Raw genomic sequence first — 21,253 nt, forward strand, 5'->3', positions numbered from 1 at the left:
GCGGCGCGTCCCGGCGGCGGGCCGGCGGGCCCGGTTCGCCGTGCGGAACGGTCCCCGGGCCCGACCCCGCGCCGGGCCCCGCGACCGAGATGTGCACGCCCTGGTCGGCGAGCGCCTGGAGCTCCGTCGCCGCCCGTTCGTCGTGCGGCGGCGGCTCGTCCGTCACGAGTCTGGTGATCACGTCCGTCGGGACGGTCTGGAACATCGTGTCGGTGCCGAGCTTGCTGTGGTCCGCGAGGACCACGACCTCGGCCGCCGCCTGCACCAGGGCCCGGTCGACGCTGGCGGAGAGCATGTTGGAGGTGGACAGGCCGCGTTCGGCGGTCAGGCCGCTCCCCGAGAGGAACGCCCGGGAGACCCGCAGCCCCTGGAGGGACTGCTCGGCGCCGCTGCCGACCAGCGCGTAGTTGGAGCCGCGCAGGGTGCCGCCGGTCATCACGACCTCGACCCGGTTGGCGTGGGCGAGCGCCTGGGCGACGAGCAGGGAGTTGGTCACCACGGTGAGCCCCGGCACCCGCGCGAGCCGGCGGGCCAGCTCCTGCGTGGTGGTACCGGCGCCGACGACGACGGCCTCGCCCTCCTCGACGAAGCTCGCCGCGAGATCGGCGATGGCCGTCTTCTCCGCGGTCGCTAGATGGGATTTCTGCGGGAAGCCGGACTCCCTGGTGAAGCCGCCCGGCAGCACCGCACCGCCGTGCCGGCGGTCGAGCAGCCCTTCGGCTTCGAGCGCCCGTACGTCACGCCGTACGGTCACTTCGGAGGTCTGGACGACACGGGCGAGCTCACGCAGCGATACCGCTCCGTTGGCACGCACCATTTCGAGGATCAATTGGCGACGTTCTGCAGCGAACACGAAACCGACAGTAACGCCAACGACCATCTGCTTTCAGCAGGTTGCACCAACTAACGGAAGTTGTTCGCCGCGCGCCCCAAGAAGTGGTATAGGGAACCGGAAGGAGAGCCGCCGCCTCCGCCCGCCGACCGGTTCCCTCTGCCGTGGTCGCGCCTCAGCCTTCCCGCTGGGCCTTCCGCGTGTGCAGCTGACGCGCCACTTCCGCGACAGACCCGGACAGGGACGGGTACACGGTGAACGCGTTCGCGATCTGTTCCACGGTCAGATTGTTGTCGACCGCGATCGAGATCGGATGAATCAGCTCGCTGGCCCGGGGCGCGACCACCACGCCGCCGACCACGATGCCCGTGCCGGGGCGGCAGAACAACTTGACGAATCCGTCCCGGATTCCCTGCATCTTCGCGCGGGGATTGCGCAGCAGCGGCAACTTGACGACCCGGGCGTCAATCAGCCCCTTGTCGACGTCCGCCTGCGAATACCCGACCGTAGCAATCTCCGGATCCGTAAATACGTTCGCGGATACAGCCTTGAGATTGAGCGGCGCCACCGCGTCGCCCAGGAAGTGGTACATCGCGATCCGGCCCTGCATGGCGGCGACCGAGGCCAGCGCCAGCACACCGGTGCAGTCGCCGGCCGCGTAGACGCCCGGTGCGCTGGTGCGCGAGACCTTGTCCGTCCGGATGTGGCCCGACTCCGTCAGCCGGACGCCGGATTCCTCCAGGCCCATGTCGGCGGTGTTGGGGATCGAACCGACGGCCATCAGGCAGTGCGTGCCGCTGATGACCCGTCCGTCGGCCAGGGTGACCTCCACCCGGTCGCCCACCCGCTTGGCGGCCTGCGCCCGCGAGCGCGCCATGACGTTCATGCCGCGGCGGCGGAAGACGTCCTCCAGGACGGCGGCGGCGTCCGGGTCCTCGCCCGGCAGCACCCGGTCGCGCGAGGAGACCAGGGTGACCTCCGAGCCCAGCGCCTGGTACGCGCCGGCGAACTCGGCGCCGGTGACGCCCGAGCCCACCACGATGAGCTCCTCGGGCAGCTCCTCCAGGTCGTAGACCTGGGTCCAGTTGAGGATCCGCTCGCCGTCGGGCAGCGCGTCCGGGATCTCCCGGGGGTGCGCGCCGGTGGCGATCAGGACGGCGTCCGCGAGCAGCGTCTCCTCGCCGTCGCCCGTCCGCACGATCACCCGGCGGGTGCCGTCCGGCTCCCGCACCGGGTCCAGCCGGCCGCGGCCGCGCAGCACCCGGCCGCCGGCGCGGGTCACGGAGGCGGTGATGTCGTGCGACTGGGCCAGCGCCAGCCGCTTCACCCGGCGGTTGACCTTCCCGAGGTCCACCCCGATGACGGCACCGTCGTCGACGGTGATGCCCAGCTCCTCGTACGACGAGTCAAAGGAGGTCATCACCTCCGCCGTCGCTATGAGCGTCTTCGAGGGCACACAGTCGGTGAGCACCGACGCCCCGCCCAGACCGTCGCAGTCGACGACGGTCACCTCCGCACCGAGCTGCGCGGCGACGAGCGCCGCCTCATAGCCGCCGGGTCCGCCACCGATGATCACGATCCGAGTCACGTACTCCATTGTCCCGCACCCATCAAAGCGACTCCTTCCGGGGCCTCCGGTCGTTCCGGCACGTGCCGGGGAGCCGGAATTCGACGGTCCCCTCGAGACTGCCATCCCAAATGCGGTCCCGCCTCACTCCCGTACCCTCAGAACCATGTCGCTCTACGCCGCGTACGCCGGCAACCTCGACGCGCGGCTGATGACGCGCCGCGCTCCCCACTCGCCGCTGCGCGGCACGGGCTGGCTCGCCGACTGGCGTCTGACCTTCGGCGGAGAGCAGATGGGCTGGGAGGGCGCCTTGGCCACCGTGGTGGAGGAGCCCCGGTCGCAGGTCTTCGTCGCCCTCTACGACATCGCCCCGATGGACGAGGAGTCGATGGACCGCTGGGAGGGCGTCGGCCTCGGCATCTACCGACGGATGCGGGTCCGGGTGCACACCCTCGACGGCGAGGAGTCCGCCTGGATCTACGTCCTGAACGGCTACGAGGGCGGCCTGCCGTCGGCCCGCTACCTGGGTGAGATCGCGGACGCGGCGGAGTCGGCGGGGGCGCCGCACGACTATGTGATGGAGATCAGGAAGCGCCCGTGCTGAGCGGTCTCAGCCCGTCCGGCGTTTGAGGGCGCCGGCCCACCCCCAGCCCGTCCGGCGTTTGAGGACAACCGCGCGAAGCGCGGTTTCGGGGGTCCGGGGACCTCCCCGGGAAACGGTGAAAGGGCGGGACCGGGGCACCCCCACCGACCGCCACCCCACCCCTTCGTGAGAAGCGACAAAGCAACAGTCGCAAGACCGTAACCTGCGACATCTACGCGCGTAGGCGCCGACCGGTTACCCTCGTCCGCGTGAACGCATCAGTTACTCCGGACATCCAGGCCGACCCGTACGCCGCGGCCGACGCCGCCGCCGCCCGACTGCGCGAGCTCACGGGCGCCGAGACCCACGACGTCGCCCTGGTCATGGGCTCCGGCTGGGTTCCCGCGACCGAGGCGCTCGGCACCCCCGAGACCGAGTTCCCGGTCACCGAGCTCCCCGGCTTCTCCGCCGCGGCCGTCGCCGGCCACGCGGGCACCGTGCGCTCGTACAAGATCAACGACAAGCGCGCCCTGGTCTTCCTCGGCCGCACGCACTACTACGAGGGCCGCGGCGTCGCCGCCGTCGTCCACGGCGTCCGCACCTCCGTCGCCGCCGGCTGCAAGACCGTCGTCCTGACGAACGGCTGCGGCGGCCTGCGCGACGGCATGCGCCCCGGCCAGCCGGTGCTGATCAGCGACCACCTGAACCTCACGGCGACCTCGCCGATCGTCGGCGCCAACTTCGTCGACCTCACGGACCTGTACTCGTCCCGCCTGCGCACCCTGTGCAAGGAGGTCGACGAGACGCTGGAGGAGGGCGTCTACGCCCAGTTCCCCGGCCCGCACTACGAGACCCCGGCCGAGGTCCGCATGGCGCGCCTGATGGGCGCCGATCTGGTGGGCATGTCCACCACCCTCGAGGCCATCGCGGCCCGCGAGGCGGGCGCCGAGGTGCTCGGCATCTCCCTCGTCACCAACCTGGCCGCGGGCATGACCGGCGAGCCCCTCAACCACGAAGAGGTGCTCCAGGCCGGCCGTGACTCGGCCGCCCGCATGGGCTCGCTGCTGGCCCAGGTGCTGCCGCGCCTCTGACGGCACGCGCGTGACGCCGTGACGGCCGTCCGGAGGCGCGGATCCACCCACGGCGGCCCGCCGTGGGCGGGCCCGCGCCTCCGGCGCGTCACGACGGGCCCGGGCGGCCGTACGGGCCCGAACGCTGCGGCCCGAGCGGTCCGCACGCGGCCATACGGACCCGGGCGCACCCGGCGGCCGACGAGGCGACGGGAGCGCGCCGAAGGCCGAGGCGGCGGACGGCCCCGCGCCGACGAGCCCCCGGCGGCCTCCGATGGCTCCGGGCGGCTCCGAGCGGCCTTCCGACGGCTCCGTACGGCCCCGCGCGGTCTTCCCGGCGTTTCGGGGAACACCCGTAACAGCCGCAAACCCACCGCCCCGACCGCGTCCGACCGCCGCCCCCTCGCCCGCCCCGGCCGACACCGCCCGCCCTACCGCCCCACCCACGGGGCACAGCACCCCAGCACACCGCACCCAGCACCCCGCACCCCGCACCCCGCACCGCCGTGAAACCACACCGCGCCGCGGAACCGCACTCAGACAACCCCGGAGGAACATCGTGGAGCAGGAGCGAGACGACCTCCTCACCCGAGCCCGGACCTGGCTCGCCGAGGACCCCGACCCCGAGACGCGCGCGGAGCTCGCCGCGCTCGTCGACGCCGAGAACCTGCCCGAGCTGGCGTCGCGCTTCGCGGGCACCCTTCAGTTCGGCACCGCCGGCCTCCGCGGCGAGCTGGGCGCGGGCCCGATGCGGATGAACCGCGCCGTGGTCATCCGGGCGGCGGCGGGCCTCGCCGCGTACCTCAAGAAGGAAGGCCACGCCGGGGGCACCGTCGTCATCGGCTACGACGCCCGCCACAAGAGCGCGGACTTCGCCCGCGACACGGCGGCCGTCATGGTCGGCGCGGGCCTGAAGGCGGCGCTGCTGCCGCGCCCGCTGCCCACCCCGGTCCTGGCCTTCGCCATCCGCCACCTGGGCGCCGTGGCCGGCGTCGAGGTGACCGCGAGCCACAACCCGCCGCGCGACAACGGCTACAAGGTCTACCTGGGCGACGGCTCGCAGATCGTGCCGCCCGCCGACGCCGGCATCGCCGCCGAGATCGCCGCCGTGGCGAGCCTGGACGACGTTCCGCGCCCCGAGGCGGGCTGGGACACGCTGGACGACGCGGTCGTCGAGGCGTACCTGAAGCGCACCGACGCCGTCCTGACCACCGGCTCTGCCCGTGACGTGCGCGTCGTCTACACGCCCATGCACGGCGTCGGCCGGACCGTCCTGACCGCCGCCTTCGCCCGTGCCGGCTTCCCGGCGCCGGTCGTCGTCGCCGAACAGGCCGAGCCGGACCCGGACTTCCCGACGGTCGCGTTCCCCAACCCGGAGGAACCGGGCGCGATGGACCTGGCGTTCGCCACGGCCCGCGCCGCGGCCGAGCGCGGCGAGACGCCGGACATCGTCATCGCCAACGACCCGGACGCCGACCGCTGCGCCGTCGCCGTCCCCGACCCGTCCGCCGACGCGGGCTGGCGGATGCTGCGCGGCGACGAGGTCGGCGCGCTGCTGGCCGCGCACCTGGGCCGGAAGGACGCGACCGGCACGTTCGCGACGACGATCGTCTCCTCGTCGCTGCTCTCCCGCATCGCCGCCGCGAACGCCGGCGTCGACTACACCGAGACCCTCACCGGCTTCAAGTGGCTGGCCCGCGTCGACGGCCTGCGCTACGCCTACGAGGAGGCCCTGGGCTACTGCGTGGACCCCGCGGGCGTCCGGGACAAGGACGGCATCACCGCGGCCCTGCTGGTCGCCGAGCTGGCCGCCGGGCTGAAGGAGCAGGGCCGGTCCCTGACCGACCTCCTCGACGACCTGGCCGTCGAGCACGGCCTGCACGCCACGGACCAGCTCTCGGTCCGCGTCCAGGACCTGTCCCTGATCGCCGCCGCCATGCGCCGCCTGCGCGAGCAGCCGCCGACCGCCCTGGCCGGCCTCGCGGTCGCGTCGGCGGAGGACCTCGCGGAGGGCTCCGAGGCCCTGCCGCCGACCGACGGCCTGCGGTACCACCTTTCGGGTGACGCCGAGGGCACCGTCTCGGCCGCCCGCGTGATCGTCCGTCCCAGCGGCACCGAGCCCAAGCTCAAGTGCTACCTGGAGGCCGTGGTCCCGGTCGGCACCGCGGCCGACCTGACCGCCGCGCGGCGCCGCGCGGCGGACGTCCTCGCGTCGATCAAGAAGGACCTGGCGGAGGCGGCGGGCATCTGACGCCCTCGTCCGTACGTCACCGCACGTCACGGCACGTCACCGCACGTCGCTGGAGGCCCGCTCCCGGGAAAAACGGGGCGGGCCTTCGGCACCCTGCCACTTAGGCTGAACGTTCGATCCACGGGGCATGGGGGTGCCCTGTCAACCACTGGGGGGTCAGTGATGCGACGTTCAACTGTGGCGGTCATCGGGGCGATCACACTCTGCACCGCCTGCGGCGGAGGCGGGAGCGACAGCGGCGACGACGGGAAGCGGAAACCGTCCGCTCCCGCGTCGGCGTCCCGGTCCGCCCCCGCCACACGCCCGGCGGACGACATCGCAGCGGTCCGTGCCGCGGCGGCCGCGACGGCCCGCACCACCGCGCGGGTCGACGAGCGGATCAAGATGGGCGACGGCTCGATGGCGATGGTCTTCACCGTCCGAGGCGCCCTCGACCTCGCCGGTGGCAAGGGCGCTCTCAAGGTGCGCCTGCAGGCCGACGGGAAGCCGGCTGTCCCACTCGACGAGGTCTTCACCGGCCGCATGGTGCACTTGAGAATGCCGCAAGAGCCTACCGGCGACACATCCTGGCGATCCGTGCCCCGGGACCAGGTGGAGGCGCACTACCTCCTGCGCGCGCCCCTGAACGATCCGGTCCATATCCTCCGTCAGGTAGCGATGCTGCCGTCCGCCAGGAGGGTGGGCGAGGAAAAGGTGAACGGCGCGCCCACCGTCCACTACCGCGCCGAACCGGACCTCAAGACGCTCACTTACCGCATGGTCACGGCACAGCGCGCGAAGGTCACGTCCCACTGGAAGGACCTACAGCGTCAGTTTCCGCCCTACGCGGACGTGTGGGTGGACCGGAAGGGCCACGTCGTCCGCTCCCGCTTCGGCATGCCTCTGGGCGGAGACGCCGGGATGGCCGTTTCGCTCACCCTCTCGGACTTGGGCAAACCGGTCCGGACACCCGGCGTCCCGTCCGGGGCCCGCGCCGTCGATCCGTCCTCCGTCAACGGCCCACTGGTGGGCTGAGCGGTCCGCACGCCTTGTTGGTTTCCTGACGTTGGCACCATGGCCGCATGGCCGAGGAGACGACATACGGCATCGGTGGGGGTCCGGCGACGCGCGTGAGCTTGTCGTTGCCGGAGGGAACGGCGGAGGCGATCCGCGCACGGGCCGACAAAGGGAAGTTCTCCGCGTTCATCACGGCAGCGGTCGAGCGTGAGCTGCGCGGCCGGATCCTGGACGAGTACCTGGCCGACTACGAGCAGCGCCGGGGTCCGGTCGCGGAACAGGCACGGGAGCAAGCCCGGAAGCTCTTCGACGAGGTGTTCGCCGAGGAGGCGCAGTGGCCCTCCGCAGGCTGACCCAGGAGGGAACGCTGGTCCTGGACAGCGAGGGCCTGTGTCAAAGCTGCTGGGTGACGACGGGCGTGTGGTGGCCCTGGTCGAGGAGGCCCCGGCGGCGGGGCATGGAGGTGGTGGTTCCGCCCGCGGCCGACCCCGCGCTACGGGACGGCACCCTCCACCGGTTCGAGAACGGCCTCGGCATCGACACGGACGTCGATGAGATCGCTGACCACGACGCCGCCCCGGTCGACGGTGTCGTTCCAGCTGACTCCGAAATCCTGCCGGTTGATCCGCGTCCGCCCGGCGAACCCGGCCCGCCGGCGCGGCCCGAGATCCCGGCCGTCCTCCCACCACGGGGTGTCCCACTGCCCGAGATACGTCACGTCGAGCGACACCGGCCGCGTCACACCCCGCACCGTCAGATCCCCGTCGAGTGCGAACTCGGTCGAGCTCAGCTGCCGCACGTCGGTACTTGTGAACGTCCAGGTCGGGTGGTGCTCGACGTCGAAGAAGTCGGCACTGCGCAGATGCACGTCCCGTTGCGGCTGCCCCGTCCACACCTGCGTGGCGTCGATCGTCGCTTCCACTCGCGCGTGTTCGGGATCAGCGGGATCGCACACCAGCGAGCCGTGCACATCCTTGATGTGCCCGCGCACGTACGTGACCATCATGTGCCGCGCCCGGAACTCGACGCCGGTGTGCCCCGGTTCGAAGAACCATCTGGTGATTGTGCCGGTCATGGCGACTCCACGGGCACCGCCGTGCCCTATGGCCAGCGTAGTACGGGACGGGGGCGGGGTGCGCGCCGAGCCCACGGGGCCGGCGGCGACCGCCTCGAACGCCCCACCGGCCCGCCCGGGGCGTCGGCCAGCCGCCGGTTCCGTCACTGACCAGCCCAGGCCCCGCGGGAAGCAGCGGGCCCCCGGCCACCTCGACGGCGGTGACCGCCGGCAGCCTCTCCAGGCGATCACCGAGGTGCCCGTTCACCACCGTGCTCCGACGCTCCCACCTACCCGCCGGCCAAGTGCCTCACTCGTCGAGGCAGTCGGCGAGCCGTCGGCACGTCCGCCCGAGGTCGTCCATGTACACCGCCGCCGCGAAGCTGCCGTTCCCCGCGACGCGGTCGAGATCGTCCTGCGCCCGGTGAATCAGCGCCGTCCACTGGATCCACGCCATCGTCCCCCGCTCCACCCCCTCCACCCGCCCCCGCGCCACCCGCAACATCCGCTGCACATGCCCCCGCAACGCCCCGGTGGTCTCCCGCACTTCACCCACCCGAGGCGGACGCGCACGCACCTGCAGGGCACGCCGGACGGTGGCGCGGATCGAGACCAAGTCCAAGGGCTCGATGTCACCCGTCATCAGTGGCGCGATCGGAGGGGTCCGACGCGGGTTCTGTGGTGGGATTTCGTCAAAGGAGGGCATGGGCGATCGGTGTCCCTTCCGGCGGCTTCGAGTGTGACGTGTTCACGTGGTCACGACGCTAGGAGAGGGCGGCATCTGGAAACCATGAGGTTGCGGACGATTGCAGGCCGCTCACCGGAGCGAGTGAATCGCCGCCGCGATCAGGTCTCTCGCAGGCCGGCCGTACACGGCGAGCGCTCCAAGGGCAGCGAACGCCCTTGCGTAAGTCTGCAATTCGCTGGGCTGTGTGACAGTGACCTTGGCGGTAAGCAACTCCACATGGACGCGCTGATCATCGAACATCGTGAAGGTTTCCTGACCCCACATCGTCCGCAACGCGGTGCGCGGGATGACGCCCAGCGACACGTTCGGCAGCCTCATGGCGGCAAGCAGGTGGTCCAGTTGCTCGGCCAGTACGGAAGTGTCTCCATACCGGTAGTAGAGGACGTCCTCCTCCAAGAGGAGAGCGAATTCGTGCCCTGCTCGGTAGATGATCTGCGAGCGGGCGGCTCGTGCTCTGGCAGCCGCGGCCGCGTCGTCAGGGAGGCCGCGGAATCCGGCGATGACCGACAGAAGCGAACGCGCGTAGTCCTCTGTTTGCAGAACACCCGGCATCACGCGCGTGGAGTAGACACGAAAGCGGCGTGTGCGCTCGTACAGGGGGAGGTACGACTCCTGGAGCCGGCGGAGACCGGTCCGCTGCAATCGACGCCACTGCACGTACATCGACTCGACCGTACGGCTGGTGGCAATGAGGTCCGCGACCTGGTCCTCCGCTCCGCAGGCACGGCACCAGGCACGCAGATCATCATCGGTGGGGGACGTCTTCGCGTTCTCCAGCCGTGAAGACTTGGCGGGATGCCATCCGCACGCGGCGGCGATGTCACGCCCGGACAAGCCGGCGTCCAGTCGCAGTTCACGAAGGCGTCCGGCCAGCGCCTGCCGGGCCGCATGCGCGCTTGATGACGGGGACGTCGACATGTGCGGTGGTCAGGAGGCTTCGGTCTACACCTTGAACTGATCGTGTGGTAGGGCGCGTTCCCACACGGTCTCGAAGGCCGTGGCACACAACCGCACCACTTCGACTTCGCGCCTCACCTCCGGTCCGACCGAAGCTCCGTCTCCTGTGAAGTGGTTGAACCTCACCACTTCATCGTCGAAGAGCCAGAAGTCGTTGCCAGGCAGGGCGATATCCGAAGCGTGTCGTCGGGGCAGCCAACGAATGGACTCTCCCGCTTCGATGTTCAAAGCGGTCCCGGCGTGCTCGAACCGGATGTACTCGGAGACGGGTTCGGACACGATGCGAGCGCGCCTCAACGTGACGCCCCTCACAACGCTTGCGGCGACCAGGTCAAGCCACGCCCGACGACGTCCCGCCCGGTCGTGACGGCTGCGGTCATCTCCGCGCTTCCACGCCTCGAACTCGGCTGCCTCCGCCGCGATTCCGTAGGCGTCCCGCATCTCCAGATGAACGGCCGACCGGCGGCACTCAGCGATCATCTCCGAGAAGCTCGGCGCGTTCTGCTGCGGCATCGCATGCCTTCCTGAGCTGAGAAACCATCCTGGCGGGGATCCGGATCACTGCCTCGCCATCCGGGACGTGCCCGTATTCAAGGCACTCCTGCTCCGTCTCCTCGTCCGCCTTCCATCCCTGGAACACGAGATCCGCGTTCTTCCGATCGACCCACACGGTAGGGCATTCGTCGCCATCGGTGTTGGGATCCTTGCCGAAGAACTCCAGCGCCACGTCAACTTCCCTTCCAAGAAAGCGTTCTGGCGGCCCGAGCGTCACTTCAGCGATCCCGTTACGTCAAGGGCGCACTGGGGCGTACGGCAGGCGCGCGCCGCCCACCGGCGGGCGCACCATAGGCCCGGACGCACGGCTCACCGCATCGAGGATCTCAGGTCTCGGTGGGTCGCGACCCGGCGGCTTCCGCCCCTGAAAAGAAAGGAAGTTGAGAAAGCCATACCCGACCAAACCCTCCCGTCACTCCATCGGGTGACGCGGTGGATCGGGCGTCGGGCGGCGCGGTACGGTCGCCGCGAACCAGCCGTAAAAGCAGACGGCCCCCGCTGGGACTGGCATCCCGGTGCGAGGGCCTGATCAATAAGGAAGCGAGTACCTTCCCCATGACTGGAGCGCAGTTTAGCGCGTGGGCGTCCGCGCGCGCCGGGCGGTCGCGCGGTGGTGTGATCCACCTGCGGCACCGGCGCACGAGTCATTTCACCGTCATCGGCAACCACCTCCCCCAGCACCGCGAGCTGTCATTGGTCGCTATCGGGATCGGGGTGTACGTGCAGTCGTTGCCGGACGGTGTTCCCGTCGGCATCAAGGACCTCTCCCGTCGCTTTCCCGAGGGCGAGGTGACCATCGGGCGCGGGCTGCGGGAGTTGGAGGCCGCCGGGTACCTGGAGCGGCGGCGCGTCCGGACGGACGGCGGGCAGGTCGTCACCGTCACGCGGTGGCACGAGCAGCCGGAGGAGGCGGCGAGGGAGTGTCTTCGGGAGCCGCAGCGGCCTGGTGTGGCCGGGGCGGCCGGGCGGCCCCGCGCTGGGGAGCGGGCGCGGGCGCGGCCTGGCGGGCAGTCCGCCGGTCGGCCCCCGGCCCCGGTCGGCGGCGGTGACGGTGGCGATGACGGTGGCAGTGGCAGTAGCGGTCGTGAATCCGGCCCTGGCCGTCCGGCGCCCGTCGGGGCCATGCCGTGCCCGGAGTCGGTCCCGGGCCCGCTCTCGGCAGCGGCTTCGGACGTCTTCGCGGGGCTGGGTTCACCGTTGGGTTCCCGTCCGCGAAGGGTTCCGGTCCGCGACCCGCACGAGGACGCGCCGCCGTCGGCGCCCCCGGTACTGTCCGTACTCCCGGGCGCGGCCCCCGATCCGGCCGCTTCCCCAGCCCCGGGCCCGGCCGTGTCTTCGCGGCCGGGCGCGTCCTCGGACTCGGTTCTGCGGCCCGGCCCCGATCCGCGCACGACTGCCACCTCGGCCGCCGGCCTCCCTACAACCGCCACGCCAACGGCAGCCCCGGCGCCGGACCCGGCCCCCGGGCCGCAACCGAACGCCGGTCCTCAACCCGGCCCCGATCCGCGCACGACTGCCACCTCGGCCGCCGGCCTCCCTACAACCGCCACGCCAACGGCAGCCCCGGCGCCGGACCCGGCCCCCGGGCCGCAACCGAACGCCGGTCCTCAACCCGGCCCCGATCCGCGCACGACTGCCACCTCGGCCGCCGGCCTCCGTACAGCCGCCACACCACCGGCGGTCCCGTGGTCGGCTGCCCGCGCGCGCCCGGTCCCCGCCTCCGCCCGCGGCGAGCAGGCGGCCGGTGCGCCGCATCAGTGCGGGCCGCGTGCCGGCACGCCGGTCGGGCGGCCCAGCGGCGGCGGGACCGAAATCGTCGTCGCGCCGGCCACGGCCCCGGACGACGTCGCCACGTCCCCCGACCGGCCCGCCGCCGACCTCCTCGCCGAGCTCCGTCGGTACGACCCCCGCCTGCTGCTCTCCGTGGACGACGTGCGGGAGCTCGTCCCCGCCGTCCGGGCCTGGCTCGACCGGGGCGTCGGGCCCGCCCACGTCGCCCGGGCGCTGACCGCCGACCTGCCCGTCGGCCGGATCGCCCGGCCCGTGGCGCTGCTGCGGCACCGGCTCCTCCGAGGGCTGCCGCCCGCGCTGCCCGCGCTGCCTCCCCCAGGCGCGCTCCGGCAGGTTCCCCCGGCCGCCGCGCCGAAGCCCCTCCCCCTCCGGACCTGCGACGGCTGCGAGCGCGCCTTCCGCACCGCCCACCCCGGCGCGCTCTGCCGCGACTGCCGGGAGCGGGCCGTCGTCATCGCGGCGGGGTGAACCCGCCCGTCGGCCCCGTCGGCCCCCTGAGGCCCCGTCGGCCCCCGCCGCCGCGGCGCCGCGTCCGCGGCCCGGCCACCGCCGTATCAGGGCCGCACCCGCGGCGGATGCGCGGCGTCGCAACGACGCCGGTTCGTCTCGATCCCCTCGCGGTGGGCGGCGGCCCAGTCGCCCAGAGGCGGGGCGGCGGCCGGCAGCGTCGCGCCGAGTTCCGTCAGGGCTACTCCACGCGGGGCGGCACGCCGGCGTGGACCGTGCGGGTCAGCAGGCCGTCGCGTTCGAGCTGCCGCAGCGTCAGCGTCAGCATCCGGTGCGAGAGCCGGTGACGGCTCGGATTCCTCGGACGCGCCCCGACGGCAGGGGACGGAGGAACGGGCGGACGCGCCGGAACGGTGAACGCGCGCGGCGAGCGCGCCGCCCTCAGATCACCGCGTACAGCACCACGCACAACACCAGCCCCACCAACGACGGCACGATCAGCTCGTACGCCCAGCGGACCGACACCTCCCCCTGCGCGCCCTCCCGCCCGGCGCCGCGTTCGGCCAGCTCGCGCAGGTCCTCGATGGCCTGGTCGGAGGGGGAGCGGTCCGGGGTGTCGGACGGGCGGACGGTGACCCGGTCGCTGATGCCCTCCGCCGCGGCGCGCTGCTGCCGCCCGGCGGCGCGCTTGCGCTGGCGGAGGGAGACAGGGATGGCCCAGAGCTGGTACTTCGCGCTCTCCGTCAGCACCTCGCTGGAGTATCCGGCGCGGACGGTGGCGACGCGGGACCACGGGAGGGTGATCGTCCGGAAGGGGTTGCGCACCAGAAGGCGGTCCTCGGAGGCCCAGACCGCGGGGCGCACGGTGAACGCGATCACCAGCGGCACCAGGAACAGCAGTCCCGCCAGCGCCAGCCAGGGTGTCCGGCCCGTGCCCCGCACGATCGCGTCGCCGCCCAGCCACGCGGCGAGCGCCAGCAGCAGGACGCCACTCCCGATGCCGGCGGCCGAGCGGTAGCGGCGCTCGGCGAAGTCCGGCGCTTCTGGTGAACTCGTCATAGCCCGATTCTGCCGGACCGCGGGCCTCCCGGACGTTGCAGTACGGCAACGCCGTACCGCCCGTACCAGCGAGAACGCCCGGTACGGAGGGCCGGGGACGACGACCGGCACCGGGGCGGGCCGCTGGTGACGACGGACCGCCCGGGTGCCGGGGTGACGTGCGGTGTTACGCGGGGTGCTAGGTGCGGTGGTACGTGCAGTGTTACTTGACGTGGTTCACCACGACGCAGCCCTTGGGCAGCTTCGGGAAGAGCGTGGTGAACGGGTGGCTGCCGGCACCGCCCTCCGTCTGGAACACGAACTTCGGCTGAGCGGCGCCGACGTTGGTGATCTTGGCGATGATGCCCGCGTCCTTGGGGAGGGAGGGGTGCTTGCGGTCCAGGTGACCGAAGTACTCGGGACGGCCGTCGTCACCCATCGTGTAGAGCCACGCCTCCGGGCCGCGCGGGGTGTTGTACAGGCCGGCCATCGCACCCGCGCCGATGCTCTGGTCCTTCTTCGCGACGCACTTGCCGGACGGGAGGGGCGAGCCCTGGCCGTTGCCGCCCTTGTCCTTGAACGCGACGACCTTGCCGGTGCGCGGGTCCAGCTTGATCAGGTACTTGCCGTCCTTGGTCATGACCGTGGGCTCGAGCACGGTCAGCCAGGCGATCTGCTCGCCGCCCCAGACGACCTGGGCGGCGTAGTCGTGCTCGGTGTAGCGGTAGATGACGGCCTTGTTGCCGCCGGGCAGCGCCTGCGGGCCTTCCCAGGCACCCCGGGCCATGACCGGGTCCGCCTCGCCGAGCGGCAGCGGGTACGAGGCGGTCTTCCCGGCGCGGGTCACCTTGAGGACGGGGGCGTGGCCCCTCGCCTCGTCCAGCAGCAGCTTCGTCCCGCGCACCTCGGCCGAGGTGTGCTCGCGGTCGAGGACGTCCAGCACCCGGGTCAGGTACGGGTCGCCCGGCTTCCAGTCGGGGGACACGGCCCGGATCCACGCCTCGGGGCCGCCGGCCTTGGCGTCGTTGCGGAGGACAGCCACCATGCCGCCGCCGATGGCGACGGGCTTGCCCTCGTGGCGGTCGGCGGTCTTCGCCGCCGCGGCGGCAGGGGTGTGGGGCGCCGCGAAGGCGGTGGAGACCGGGGCGAGTACGGCCCCCGCGACGGCGGCGGAGGCGAGGGCGATGCGCAGGGTGTGACGGCGACGGGACATGCGTGGCTCCTGGTGACGAGCGCTGGATGACGGGTAGGCGATCCGCATGCCGCTTTCCTCAAGGTGTGGGGCCGGTGAGTCGGGCGGTGCTGCTGGGAAAGAATCTATGGAGCCTGTGTCATCGCACCGTCTTTCGAATGTCACCGCCCGTCGACAGTAAGCGGACGGAGCGCTTCCACCCCTCGGAGGGGGTGACACGCGCTACGCGCGTAGATATGCTCATCGGGTGACCATGCCCACTGTTCCTTCCCACGGCAAAGAAGCCGCGGAGCGACTGGCCGCGATGGCGGATGTGACCGCCTCCGACGGTGCGCTGCGCCGCTTCCTGCACGGCCTCCCGGGCGTCGACCCGGTCGGGCTGGAGGGCCGCGCCGCCGCGCTCGGCACCCGCTCGATCAAGACGACGGCGAAGGCGTACGCCATCGACCTGGCGATCTCGATGATCGACCTGACGACCCTGGAGGGCGCGGACACCCCGGGCAAGGTCCGGGCGCTGTGCGCCAAGGCCCTCAACCCGGACCCGACGGACCGCACCACCCCGCGTACCGCCGCGATCTGCGTCTACCCCGACATGGTGGCCACCGCCGCCGAGGCCGTGCGCGGCTCGGACGTGAAGGTCGCCTCCGTCGCCACCGCCTTCCCCGCGGGCCGGGCGGCCCTGCCGGTGAAGCTGGCGGACACCAAGGACGCCGTCGCCGCCGGCGCGGACGAGGTCGACATGGTGATCGACCGCGGCGCGTTCCTGGCCGGGCGCTACCTGAAGGTCTTCGAGGAGATCAAGGCCGTCAAGGCCGCCTGCCGCCGCGAGGACGGCACCGCCGCCCGGCTGAAGGTGATCTTCGAGACCGGCGAGCTGTCGACGTACGACAACATCCGCCGCGCCTCCTGGCTCGGCATGCTGGCCGGCGCCGACTTCATCAAGACCTCGACCGGCAAGGTCGCCGTCAACGCCACCCCCGCCAACACGCTGCTGATGCTGGAGGCCGTCCGCGACTTCCACGCCCTCACCGGCGTCCAGGTCGGCGTGAAGCCCGCCGGCGGCATCCGCACCACCAAGGACGCGCTCAAGTTCCTGGTGCTGGTGAACGAGACCGTCGGCGAGGAGTGGCTGACGAACGAGTGGTTCCGTTTCGGTGCCTCCAGCCTGCTCAACGACCTGCTGATGCAGCGCCAGAAGCTCAGCACCGGGCGCTACTCCGGTCCCGACTATGTGACGGTGGACTGATCACCATGGCATCCCTTTTCGAGTACGCGCCGGCGCCCGAGTCGCGCGCCGTCGTCGACATCGCCCCCTCCTACGGGCTGTTCATCGACGGCGAGTTCCGCGAGGCGTCCGACGGCAGGGTCTTCAAGACCGTCTCCCCGTCGACCGAGGAGGTCCTCTCCGAGGTCGCGCAGGCGACCGAGGCGGACGTGGACGCGGCCGTCAAGGCCGCCCGCAAGGCGTTCGAGACCTGGTCGGCGCTGCCCGGCTCGGAGCGCGCCAAGTACCTCTTCCGCATCGCCCGCATCATCCAGGAGCGCTCCCGCGAGCTCGCCGTCCTGGAGACACTGGACAACGGCAAGCCGATCAAGGAGACCCGCGACGCGGACCTCCCGCTGGTCGCCGCGCACTTCTTCTACTACGCGGGCTGGGCCGACAAGCTGGAGCACGCCGGCTTCGGCCCGAACCCGCGGCCGCTGGGCGTCGCGGGCCAGGTCATCCCGTGGAACTTCCCGCTGCTGATGCTCGCGTGGAAGATCGCCCCGGCGCTGGCCGCGGGCAACACGGTCGTCCTCAAGCCGGCCGAGACCACGCCGCTGTCCGCCCTGTTCTTCGCGGACATCTGCCGCCAGGCCGGGCTGCCCAAGGGCGTCGTCAACATCCTCACCGGTGACGGCTCCACGGGCGCCGCGCTGGTCGCCCACGAGGGCATCGCCAAGGTCGCCTTCACCGGCTCCACCGCCGTCGGCAAGGCCATCGCCCGGACCGTCGCGGGTACGGACAAGAAGCTCACCCTGGAGCTGGGCGGCAAGGGCGCCAACATCGTCTTCGACGACGCCCCAATCGACCAGGCCGTCGAGGGCATCGTCCACGGCATCTTCTTCAACCAGGGGCAGGTCTGCTGCGCCGGTTCGCGCCTGCTGGTGCAGGAGTCGATCCAGGACGAGCTGCTGGACGCGCTGAAGCGCCGGATGTCCACGCTGCGCGTCGGCGACCCGCTGGACAAGAACACCGACGTCGGCGCGATCAACTCCGCCGAGCAGCTGGCCCGGATCACCGAGCTCGCCGACAGCGGCACGGCCGAGGGCGCCGAGCGCTGGGCCCCGGCCTGCGAACTGCCGTCGTCCGGCTACTGGTTCGCGCCGACGCTGTTCACCAACGTCACCCAGGCCCACCGGATCGCCCGCGAGGAGATCTTCGGCCCGGTGCTGTCCGTGCTGACCTTCCGCACCCCCGCGGAGGCCGTCGCCAAGGCCAACAACTCGCAGTACGGGCTGTCGGCCGGCATCTGGACGGAGAAGGGGTCGCGCATGCTCGCCGTCGCGAGCAAGCTGCGGGCCGGCGTCGTCTGGGCCAACACGTTCAACAAGTTCGATCCGACTTCGCCCTTCGGCGGGTACAAGGAGTCGGGCTTCGGCCGCGAGGGCGGCCGTCATGGTCTGGAGGCGTACCTCGATGTCTGAGCGTCTGAGCGTCTTCAAGACGTACAAGCTGTTCGTCGGGGGCAAGTTCCCCCGGTCCGAGAGCGGGCGGGTGTACGAGGTGACCGACTCGAAGGGCAACTGGCTCGCCAACGCGCCCCTGTCGTCCCGCAAGGACGGCCGTGACGCCGTCGTGGCCGCGCGCAAGGCGTTCTCCGCCTGGTCGGGCGCGACCGCGTACAACCGCGGCCAGATCCTCTACCGCGTCGCCGAGATGCTGGAGGGCCGCCGGGACCAGTTCGTCGCCGAGGTCGCCGACGCGGAGGGGCTGTCGAAGGCCAAGGCCGCCGCGCAGGTGGACGCCGCGATCGACCGCTGGGTCTGGTACGCCGGCTGGACCGACAAGATCGCCCAGATCGCGGGCGGCACCAACCCGGTGGCCGGGCCGTTCTTCAACGTCTCGTCCCCCGAGCCGACGGGCGTCGTGGCCGTCGTCGCGCCGCAGGCGTCCTCGTTCCTGGGCCTGGTCTCGGTGATCGCCCCGGTGATCGCGGCGGGCAACACGGTCGTCGTGGTCGCCTCCGAGAAGGCGCCGCTGCCGGCGCTGTCCCTCGGCGAGGTGCTGGCCACGTCCGACGTGCCGGGCGGCGTCGTCAACATCCTGTCCGGCCGGGCGGCGGAGATCATGCCGTCGCTGGCCGCGCACCAGGACGTCAACGCGATCGACCTGGCCGGTGCGGGCGCCGAGCTCGCCACCGAGCTGGAGGCGGCCGCGGCGGACAACCTGAAGCGCGTCCTCCGTCCACAGGCTGTGGACTGGGTGGCGGCACCGGGCACCGGGCGCCTGATGGCGTTCCTGGAGACCAAGACCGTCTGGCACCCGACGGGGTCGCTGGGCGCGGGCGGCTCGTCCTACTAGTTCGCGACGCCGAGCCGGTTCGTGACACCGAGCCGGTTCGTGACACCGAGAGGGCGGGACCGATCCGGTCCCGCCCTCTCGCACGCGGCGCCGCCTCAGCGCGGCAGCAGGTTCAGCCCCGGGATGTCCTGCACCTTCCCGCCGTCCGACAGGGAGCCCGTCAGCGCCCGCGTGCTCACCGGCTTGAAGTCCCCCACCTGCGTGCCGATCGCGTTGTTCAGCGGGTCGGAGCCCGTCCGCGCGAGCGGGTTGACGGGCAGCATCCGCAACACCGGCACCAGCGGCTCCACCGACTTCTGGAGGCCGATCCGCACCCCCTCCGCCGCGGCGCCCAGGTCGATCGCCCCGAGCTGCGCCTGCGCCGTGTTGCTCGGGCGGGCGCTCGCCTCGCCCGCACCGGCGACGGCGAGGGCGGCCCCCGCGGTGAGCGTCAGCCCCGTCCGGACCAGCGGACGCGCCCGCGCGCGGGACGACGGGGACGGACGGAGCGCGTGACGTGCGTGCGAGGCCATGACCACCTGCCGTGCCGGGGACCGGAACCGTTCAGCGACGCAGCGTAGTTCGACGGTCACACCGGGCGCATCCGGCGACCCAGGGGGGTCCCCCGTCCGGCCCAATGCGTCACACTGGTCTTCCGTGACTGCCCTCCCGCCCCAGGCGCCGTGCGCCCGTGTGATCCTGCTGACCGGACCATCCGGCTCCGGCAAGTCGTCCCTCGCCGCCCGCACCGGGCTGCCGGTACTCAACCTCGACGACTTCTACAAGGAGGGCACGGACCCGACGCTCCCCCGGCTGCCGGACGGCACCGGGCCCGACTGGGACTCGCCGCTGTCCTGGGACGCGGACGCGGCGGTCGCCGCGATCGACGCGCTGTGCCGGACGCGCCGCGCGGGCGTGCCGCTGTACGACATCTCCACCAGCTCCCGGACCGGCGAGAGCACGCTGGACATCGGCCGCACCCCGCTCTTCGTGGCGGAGGGGATCTTCGCCGCCGACATCATCGACCGCTGCCGCGACCTGGACGTGCTGGCCGACGCGCTGTGCCTGCGCGGCCGCCCCTCGACGACCTTCCGCCGGCGGCTGCTGCGCGACCTGCGCGAGGCCCGCAAGCCGGTCCTGTACCTGGTACGGCGGGGGCTGCGGCTGATGCGCGAGGAGCGGGGGATCGTGGCCCGGCAGACCGCGCTGGGCGCGTTCGCCTGCGGCCGGGACACCGCGATGGGGCGGATCGCCGCGGCGGCGGCCGGGCACTGCGAGAAGGTGGCCGCGCCGGTGCGTGCCGAACGGCCGGGGGCGGCGGTCTGAGGCGGCTCCGGCGGCCTGAGGTGACTCGGGTGGCCTGAGGTGGCCTGAGGTGGCCTGAGGTGACTCGGGTGGCCTGAGGCGGCTCCCGCGGTTCCAAGCGACTCCGGCGGCCTGAGGCGGCTCCCGCGGAAGCGGGTGCCGTCGCAGGCCCCCGCCGCACGCGGAAGCGAGCCGACGCGGAAGCGAGCCGACGCGGAAGCGGGCCGCACGCGGAAGCGGGCGGACAGACCCCCCGGCCGTCCGCCCGCTTCACATCCCCCGTATCCCCCGTTCCCCCCTCTTTCCCCCCTTTTTCTCCCCCCTCGATTCCCCCGTGGCTTCCCCCGTTTCCCCCCGAGTCGTCAGGCCACCAGCTCGCCGAACGACTCCTCGACGCCACGGCCGGAGCCGATGGCCTCGTCTTCGCGCAGCCGGCGCAGCGAGCGCCAGATGCTGCTCTTGACCGTGCCGACGCTGATGTCCAGGATCTCCGCGATCTCCGGGTCCGTACGGCCCTCGTAGTAGCGCAGGACCAGCATCGTCCGCTGGAGCTCGGGCAGCCGGGCGAGCGCCTGCCAGAGGACCGCGCGCAGCTCGGTGCCGCGCATCGCGTCCTGGTCGCCCGCCGTCTCCGGGAGCTCCTCGGTCGGGTACTCGTTGAGCTTGCGCCGACGCCAGGCGCTGATGTGCAGGTTGGTCATGGTGCGGCGCAGGTAGCCGCCGACCGCCGCCTTGTCCGTGATGCGGTCCCAGGCGCGGTAGGTGGAGAACAGTGCGCTCTGCAGCAGGTCCTCGGCCTCGTAGCGGTCGCCGGTGAGGTGGTAGGCGGTCGCGTAGAGGGAGGCGCGGCGCTCCTGGACGTAGGCGGTGAACTCCGCCTCGGCCTGGGACGCCTTCGTGCCGGTGACCTCCGGGGCCTCGGCACCCCGCCGCGCGGCCGGCTCGCCGTACACCGCGGCGTCGATGGCCGTCAGGTACACGCCCGGGTTCCGGCGTCCGGTGCCGCGGGCACACCCCCGTACCCCCGCGGCACCGGACTTCTCGGAGCTCCGCCCGGCGTCGTGAAGGCGCGTGCGAACTGCGCTGTTGGTGGTGCTGTGCAGTGTGTTCATGTCGCGCCCCCCGTCGGTGGAGCCAGCTTGGTCCGGTGTGGTTCCGGACTGCTTCTCGCCCGGTGACCACCAGCTTGGTCGGCCAGTTTCATGGCGTTGTCCGCCGACTGTCACAGCCGTGCAACAGCGGTCGTGGCCTTCGTGACGGGCCACCGCCCGGAGGCGGCGGCGGGCCGCGGGAGCGGAAGTCGAACTACCGCCCTGCGGTAGG

22 protein-coding genes are annotated in these 21,253 nt (G+C 72.2%); 10 read left to right on the forward strand and 12 right to left on the reverse strand.

Translation table 11 applies throughout. The annotated features are described in order from the left end of the window. Positions 1-853 (reverse strand): DeoR/GlpR family DNA-binding transcription regulator (locus tag JNW98_RS14495; RefSeq protein WP_223768617.1); only part of this gene is annotated, 853 nt, incomplete at its 3' end. Positions 854-1,007: 154 nt separating this feature from the next. Beyond that, positions 1,008-2,429, reverse strand: coding sequence for an NAD(P)H-quinone dehydrogenase (locus tag JNW98_RS14500; RefSeq protein WP_223768618.1), 1,422 nt, complete (start codon positions 2,427-2,429; stop codon positions 1,008-1,010). A gap of 136 nt (positions 2,430-2,565) precedes the next feature. Here JNW98_RS14500 and JNW98_RS14505 point away from each other — a divergent pair, with 136 nt between their 5' ends. From JNW98_RS14505 to JNW98_RS14525, 5 genes are all read left to right on the forward strand, one after another. After that, a complete protein-coding gene (locus JNW98_RS14505; RefSeq protein ID WP_223768619.1) occupies positions 2,566-3,003 on the forward strand; it encodes a gamma-glutamylcyclotransferase family protein in 438 nt (145 codons plus the stop codon). A 248-nt stretch (positions 3,004-3,251) separates the two neighbouring features. After that, positions 3,252-4,073, forward strand: a complete 822-nt coding sequence (locus JNW98_RS14510) for a purine-nucleoside phosphorylase (protein ID WP_223768620.1) — start codon at positions 3,252-3,254, stop codon at positions 4,071-4,073. Between the two features lie 538 nt (positions 4,074-4,611). Beyond that, entirely contained in the window at positions 4,612-6,303 is a 1,692-nt protein-coding gene (locus JNW98_RS14515; RefSeq protein ID WP_223768621.1) for a phospho-sugar mutase, read from the forward strand. 162 nt (positions 6,304-6,465) lie between these two features. Further along, positions 6,466-7,317 (forward strand): SCO4651 family lipoprotein, encoded by an 852-nt coding sequence (locus tag JNW98_RS14520; protein ID WP_223768622.1) that lies wholly within the window; start codon positions 6,466-6,468, stop codon positions 7,315-7,317. A gap of 47 nt (positions 7,318-7,364) precedes the next feature. Next, positions 7,365-7,652: a hypothetical protein gene (locus JNW98_RS14525; protein ID WP_223768623.1), complete on the forward strand. Its 288-nt coding sequence runs from the start codon at positions 7,365-7,367 to the stop codon at positions 7,650-7,652. A gap of 140 nt (positions 7,653-7,792) precedes the next feature. Here the strand turns inward: JNW98_RS14525 and JNW98_RS14530 are convergent, their stop codons facing one another. The 5 genes from JNW98_RS14530 to JNW98_RS14550 all read right to left on the reverse strand — a co-directional run bounded on the left by JNW98_RS14530 (position 7,793) and on the right by JNW98_RS14550 (position 10,785). Beyond that, on the reverse strand, positions 7,793-8,374 hold the full coding sequence (locus tag JNW98_RS14530) for a YceI family protein (RefSeq protein ID WP_223768624.1): 582 nt from the start codon (positions 8,372-8,374) through the stop codon (positions 7,793-7,795). Positions 8,375-8,663: 289 nt separating this feature from the next. Further along, the gene (locus JNW98_RS14535) at positions 8,664-8,996 is read right to left on the reverse strand and encodes a DUF6415 family natural product biosynthesis protein (RefSeq protein ID WP_223768625.1); all 333 of its coding nucleotides are present in this window, start codon (positions 8,994-8,996) and stop codon (positions 8,664-8,666) included. 174 nt (positions 8,997-9,170) lie between these two features. Continuing rightward, the gene (locus JNW98_RS14540) at positions 9,171-10,019 is read right to left on the reverse strand and encodes a helix-turn-helix domain-containing protein (protein ID WP_223768626.1); all 849 of its coding nucleotides are present in this window, start codon (positions 10,017-10,019) and stop codon (positions 9,171-9,173) included. A 24-nt stretch (positions 10,020-10,043) separates the two neighbouring features. After that, entirely contained in the window at positions 10,044-10,571 is a 528-nt protein-coding gene (locus JNW98_RS14545; protein WP_223768627.1) for a DUF6879 family protein, read from the reverse strand. Next, the gene (locus JNW98_RS14550; RefSeq protein ID WP_223768628.1) at positions 10,528-10,785 is read right to left on the reverse strand and encodes a hypothetical protein; all 258 of its coding nucleotides are present in this window, start codon (positions 10,783-10,785) and stop codon (positions 10,528-10,530) included. The genes JNW98_RS14545 and JNW98_RS14550 overlap by 44 nt, the downstream gene beginning before the upstream one ends. Before the next feature lie 1,751 nt (positions 10,786-12,536). On the opposite strand from JNW98_RS14550, the gene JNW98_RS14555 reads away from it, so the two are divergent. Continuing rightward, positions 12,537-12,872 carry a hypothetical protein gene (locus JNW98_RS14555; RefSeq protein ID WP_223768629.1) on the forward strand — a complete coding sequence of 112 codons (336 nt, stop codon included), beginning with the start codon at positions 12,537-12,539 and terminating at the stop codon, positions 12,870-12,872. Between the two features lie 220 nt (positions 12,873-13,092). Here the strand turns inward: JNW98_RS14555 and JNW98_RS14560 are convergent, their stop codons facing one another. From JNW98_RS14560 to JNW98_RS14570, 3 genes are all read right to left on the reverse strand, one after another. Beyond that, positions 13,093-13,179 (reverse strand): winged helix-turn-helix transcriptional regulator, encoded by an 87-nt coding sequence (locus JNW98_RS14560; RefSeq protein ID WP_223768655.1) that lies wholly within the window; start codon positions 13,177-13,179, stop codon positions 13,093-13,095. A 113-nt stretch (positions 13,180-13,292) separates the two neighbouring features. Next, on the reverse strand, positions 13,293-13,910 hold the full coding sequence (locus JNW98_RS14565; protein ID WP_223768630.1) for a PH domain-containing protein: 618 nt from the start codon (positions 13,908-13,910) through the stop codon (positions 13,293-13,295). Positions 13,911-14,112: 202 nt separating this feature from the next. Further along, positions 14,113-15,102 (reverse strand): hypothetical protein, encoded by a 990-nt coding sequence (locus JNW98_RS14570; protein WP_223768631.1) that lies wholly within the window; start codon positions 15,100-15,102, stop codon positions 14,113-14,115. A gap of 232 nt (positions 15,103-15,334) precedes the next feature. Here JNW98_RS14570 and deoC point away from each other — a divergent pair, with 232 nt between their 5' ends. Genes deoC through JNW98_RS14585 form a run of 3 tightly spaced genes read left to right on the forward strand, consistent with a single transcriptional unit; the run spans position 15,335 to position 18,646 of the window. Beyond that, a complete protein-coding gene (gene deoC / locus JNW98_RS14575; protein WP_223768656.1) occupies positions 15,335-16,327 on the forward strand; it encodes a deoxyribose-phosphate aldolase in 993 nt (330 codons plus the stop codon). Positions 16,328-16,332: 5 nt separating this feature from the next. Further along, complete coding sequence (locus JNW98_RS14580; RefSeq protein WP_223768632.1) at positions 16,333-17,769, forward strand: aldehyde dehydrogenase family protein; 1,437 nt, start codon at positions 16,333-16,335, stop codon at positions 17,767-17,769. Beyond that, a complete protein-coding gene (locus JNW98_RS14585; RefSeq protein ID WP_223768633.1) occupies positions 17,762-18,646 on the forward strand; it encodes an aldehyde dehydrogenase family protein in 885 nt (294 codons plus the stop codon). Before JNW98_RS14580 ends, JNW98_RS14585 begins: the two co-directional genes overlap by 8 nt. 95 nt (positions 18,647-18,741) lie before the next feature. On the opposite strand, the gene JNW98_RS14590 is transcribed toward JNW98_RS14585, so the two are convergent. Then, positions 18,742-19,158 carry a hypothetical protein gene (locus JNW98_RS14590; RefSeq protein WP_223768634.1) on the reverse strand — a complete coding sequence of 139 codons (417 nt, stop codon included), beginning with the start codon at positions 19,156-19,158 and terminating at the stop codon, positions 18,742-18,744. Between the two features lie 124 nt (positions 19,159-19,282). Here JNW98_RS14590 and JNW98_RS14595 point away from each other — a divergent pair, with 124 nt between their 5' ends. After that, on the forward strand, positions 19,283-19,951 hold the full coding sequence (locus tag JNW98_RS14595; RefSeq protein ID WP_223768635.1) for an ATP-binding protein: 669 nt from the start codon (positions 19,283-19,285) through the stop codon (positions 19,949-19,951). A 341-nt stretch (positions 19,952-20,292) separates the two neighbouring features. On the opposite strand, the gene JNW98_RS14600 is transcribed toward JNW98_RS14595, so the two are convergent. Then, positions 20,293-21,042 (reverse strand): SigE family RNA polymerase sigma factor, encoded by a 750-nt coding sequence (locus JNW98_RS14600; protein ID WP_223768636.1) that lies wholly within the window; start codon positions 21,040-21,042, stop codon positions 20,293-20,295. Positions 21,043-21,253: the final 211 nt, after the last annotated feature.

Origin of the sequence: Streptomyces huiliensis, from assembly GCF_020037025.1 — a bacterium.
In the GTDB taxonomy this organism is placed as follows: Bacteria; Actinomycetota; Actinomycetes; order Streptomycetales; family Streptomycetaceae; genus Streptomyces; species Streptomyces huiliensis.

Bases quoted from the DNA above. Each gene is read 5' to 3' on its own strand.
- JNW98_RS14500 (WP_223768618.1), bottom strand. From the start codon at position 2,429: ATGGAGTACGTGACTCGGATCGTGATCATCGGTGGCGGACCCGGCGGC.
- JNW98_RS14505 (WP_223768619.1), top strand. From the start codon at position 2,566: ATGTCGCTCTACGCCGCGTACGCCGGCAACCTCGACGCGCGGCTGATG.
- JNW98_RS14520 (WP_223768622.1), top strand. From the start codon at position 6,466: ATGCGACGTTCAACTGTGGCGGTCATCGGGGCGATCACACTCTGCACC.
- JNW98_RS14525 (WP_223768623.1), top strand. From the start codon at position 7,365: ATGGCCGAGGAGACGACATACGGCATCGGTGGGGGTCCGGCGACGCGC.
- JNW98_RS14530 (WP_223768624.1), bottom strand. From the start codon at position 8,374: ATGACCGGCACAATCACCAGATGGTTCTTCGAACCGGGGCACACCGGC.
- JNW98_RS14535 (WP_223768625.1), bottom strand. From the start codon at position 8,996: ATGACGGGTGACATCGAGCCCTTGGACTTGGTCTCGATCCGCGCCACC.
- JNW98_RS14540 (WP_223768626.1), bottom strand. From the start codon at position 10,019: ATGTCGACGTCCCCGTCATCAAGCGCGCATGCGGCCCGGCAGGCGCTG.
- JNW98_RS14545 (WP_223768627.1), bottom strand. From the start codon at position 10,571: ATGCCGCAGCAGAACGCGCCGAGCTTCTCGGAGATGATCGCTGAGTGC.
- JNW98_RS14560 (WP_223768655.1), bottom strand. From the start codon at position 13,179: ATGCTGACGCTGACGCTGCGGCAGCTCGAACGCGACGGCCTGCTGACC.
- JNW98_RS14565 (WP_223768630.1), bottom strand. From the start codon at position 13,910: ATGACGAGTTCACCAGAAGCGCCGGACTTCGCCGAGCGCCGCTACCGC.
- JNW98_RS14570 (WP_223768631.1), bottom strand. From the start codon at position 15,102: ATGTCCCGTCGCCGTCACACCCTGCGCATCGCCCTCGCCTCCGCCGCC.
- deoC (WP_223768656.1), top strand. From the start codon at position 15,335: ATGCCCACTGTTCCTTCCCACGGCAAAGAAGCCGCGGAGCGACTGGCC.
- JNW98_RS14580 (WP_223768632.1), top strand. From the start codon at position 16,333: ATGGCATCCCTTTTCGAGTACGCGCCGGCGCCCGAGTCGCGCGCCGTC.
- JNW98_RS14585 (WP_223768633.1), top strand. From the start codon at position 17,762: ATGTCTGAGCGTCTGAGCGTCTTCAAGACGTACAAGCTGTTCGTCGGG.
- JNW98_RS14590 (WP_223768634.1), bottom strand. From the start codon at position 19,158: ATGGCCTCGCACGCACGTCACGCGCTCCGTCCGTCCCCGTCGTCCCGC.
- JNW98_RS14600 (WP_223768636.1), bottom strand. From the start codon at position 21,042: ATGAACACACTGCACAGCACCACCAACAGCGCAGTTCGCACGCGCCTT.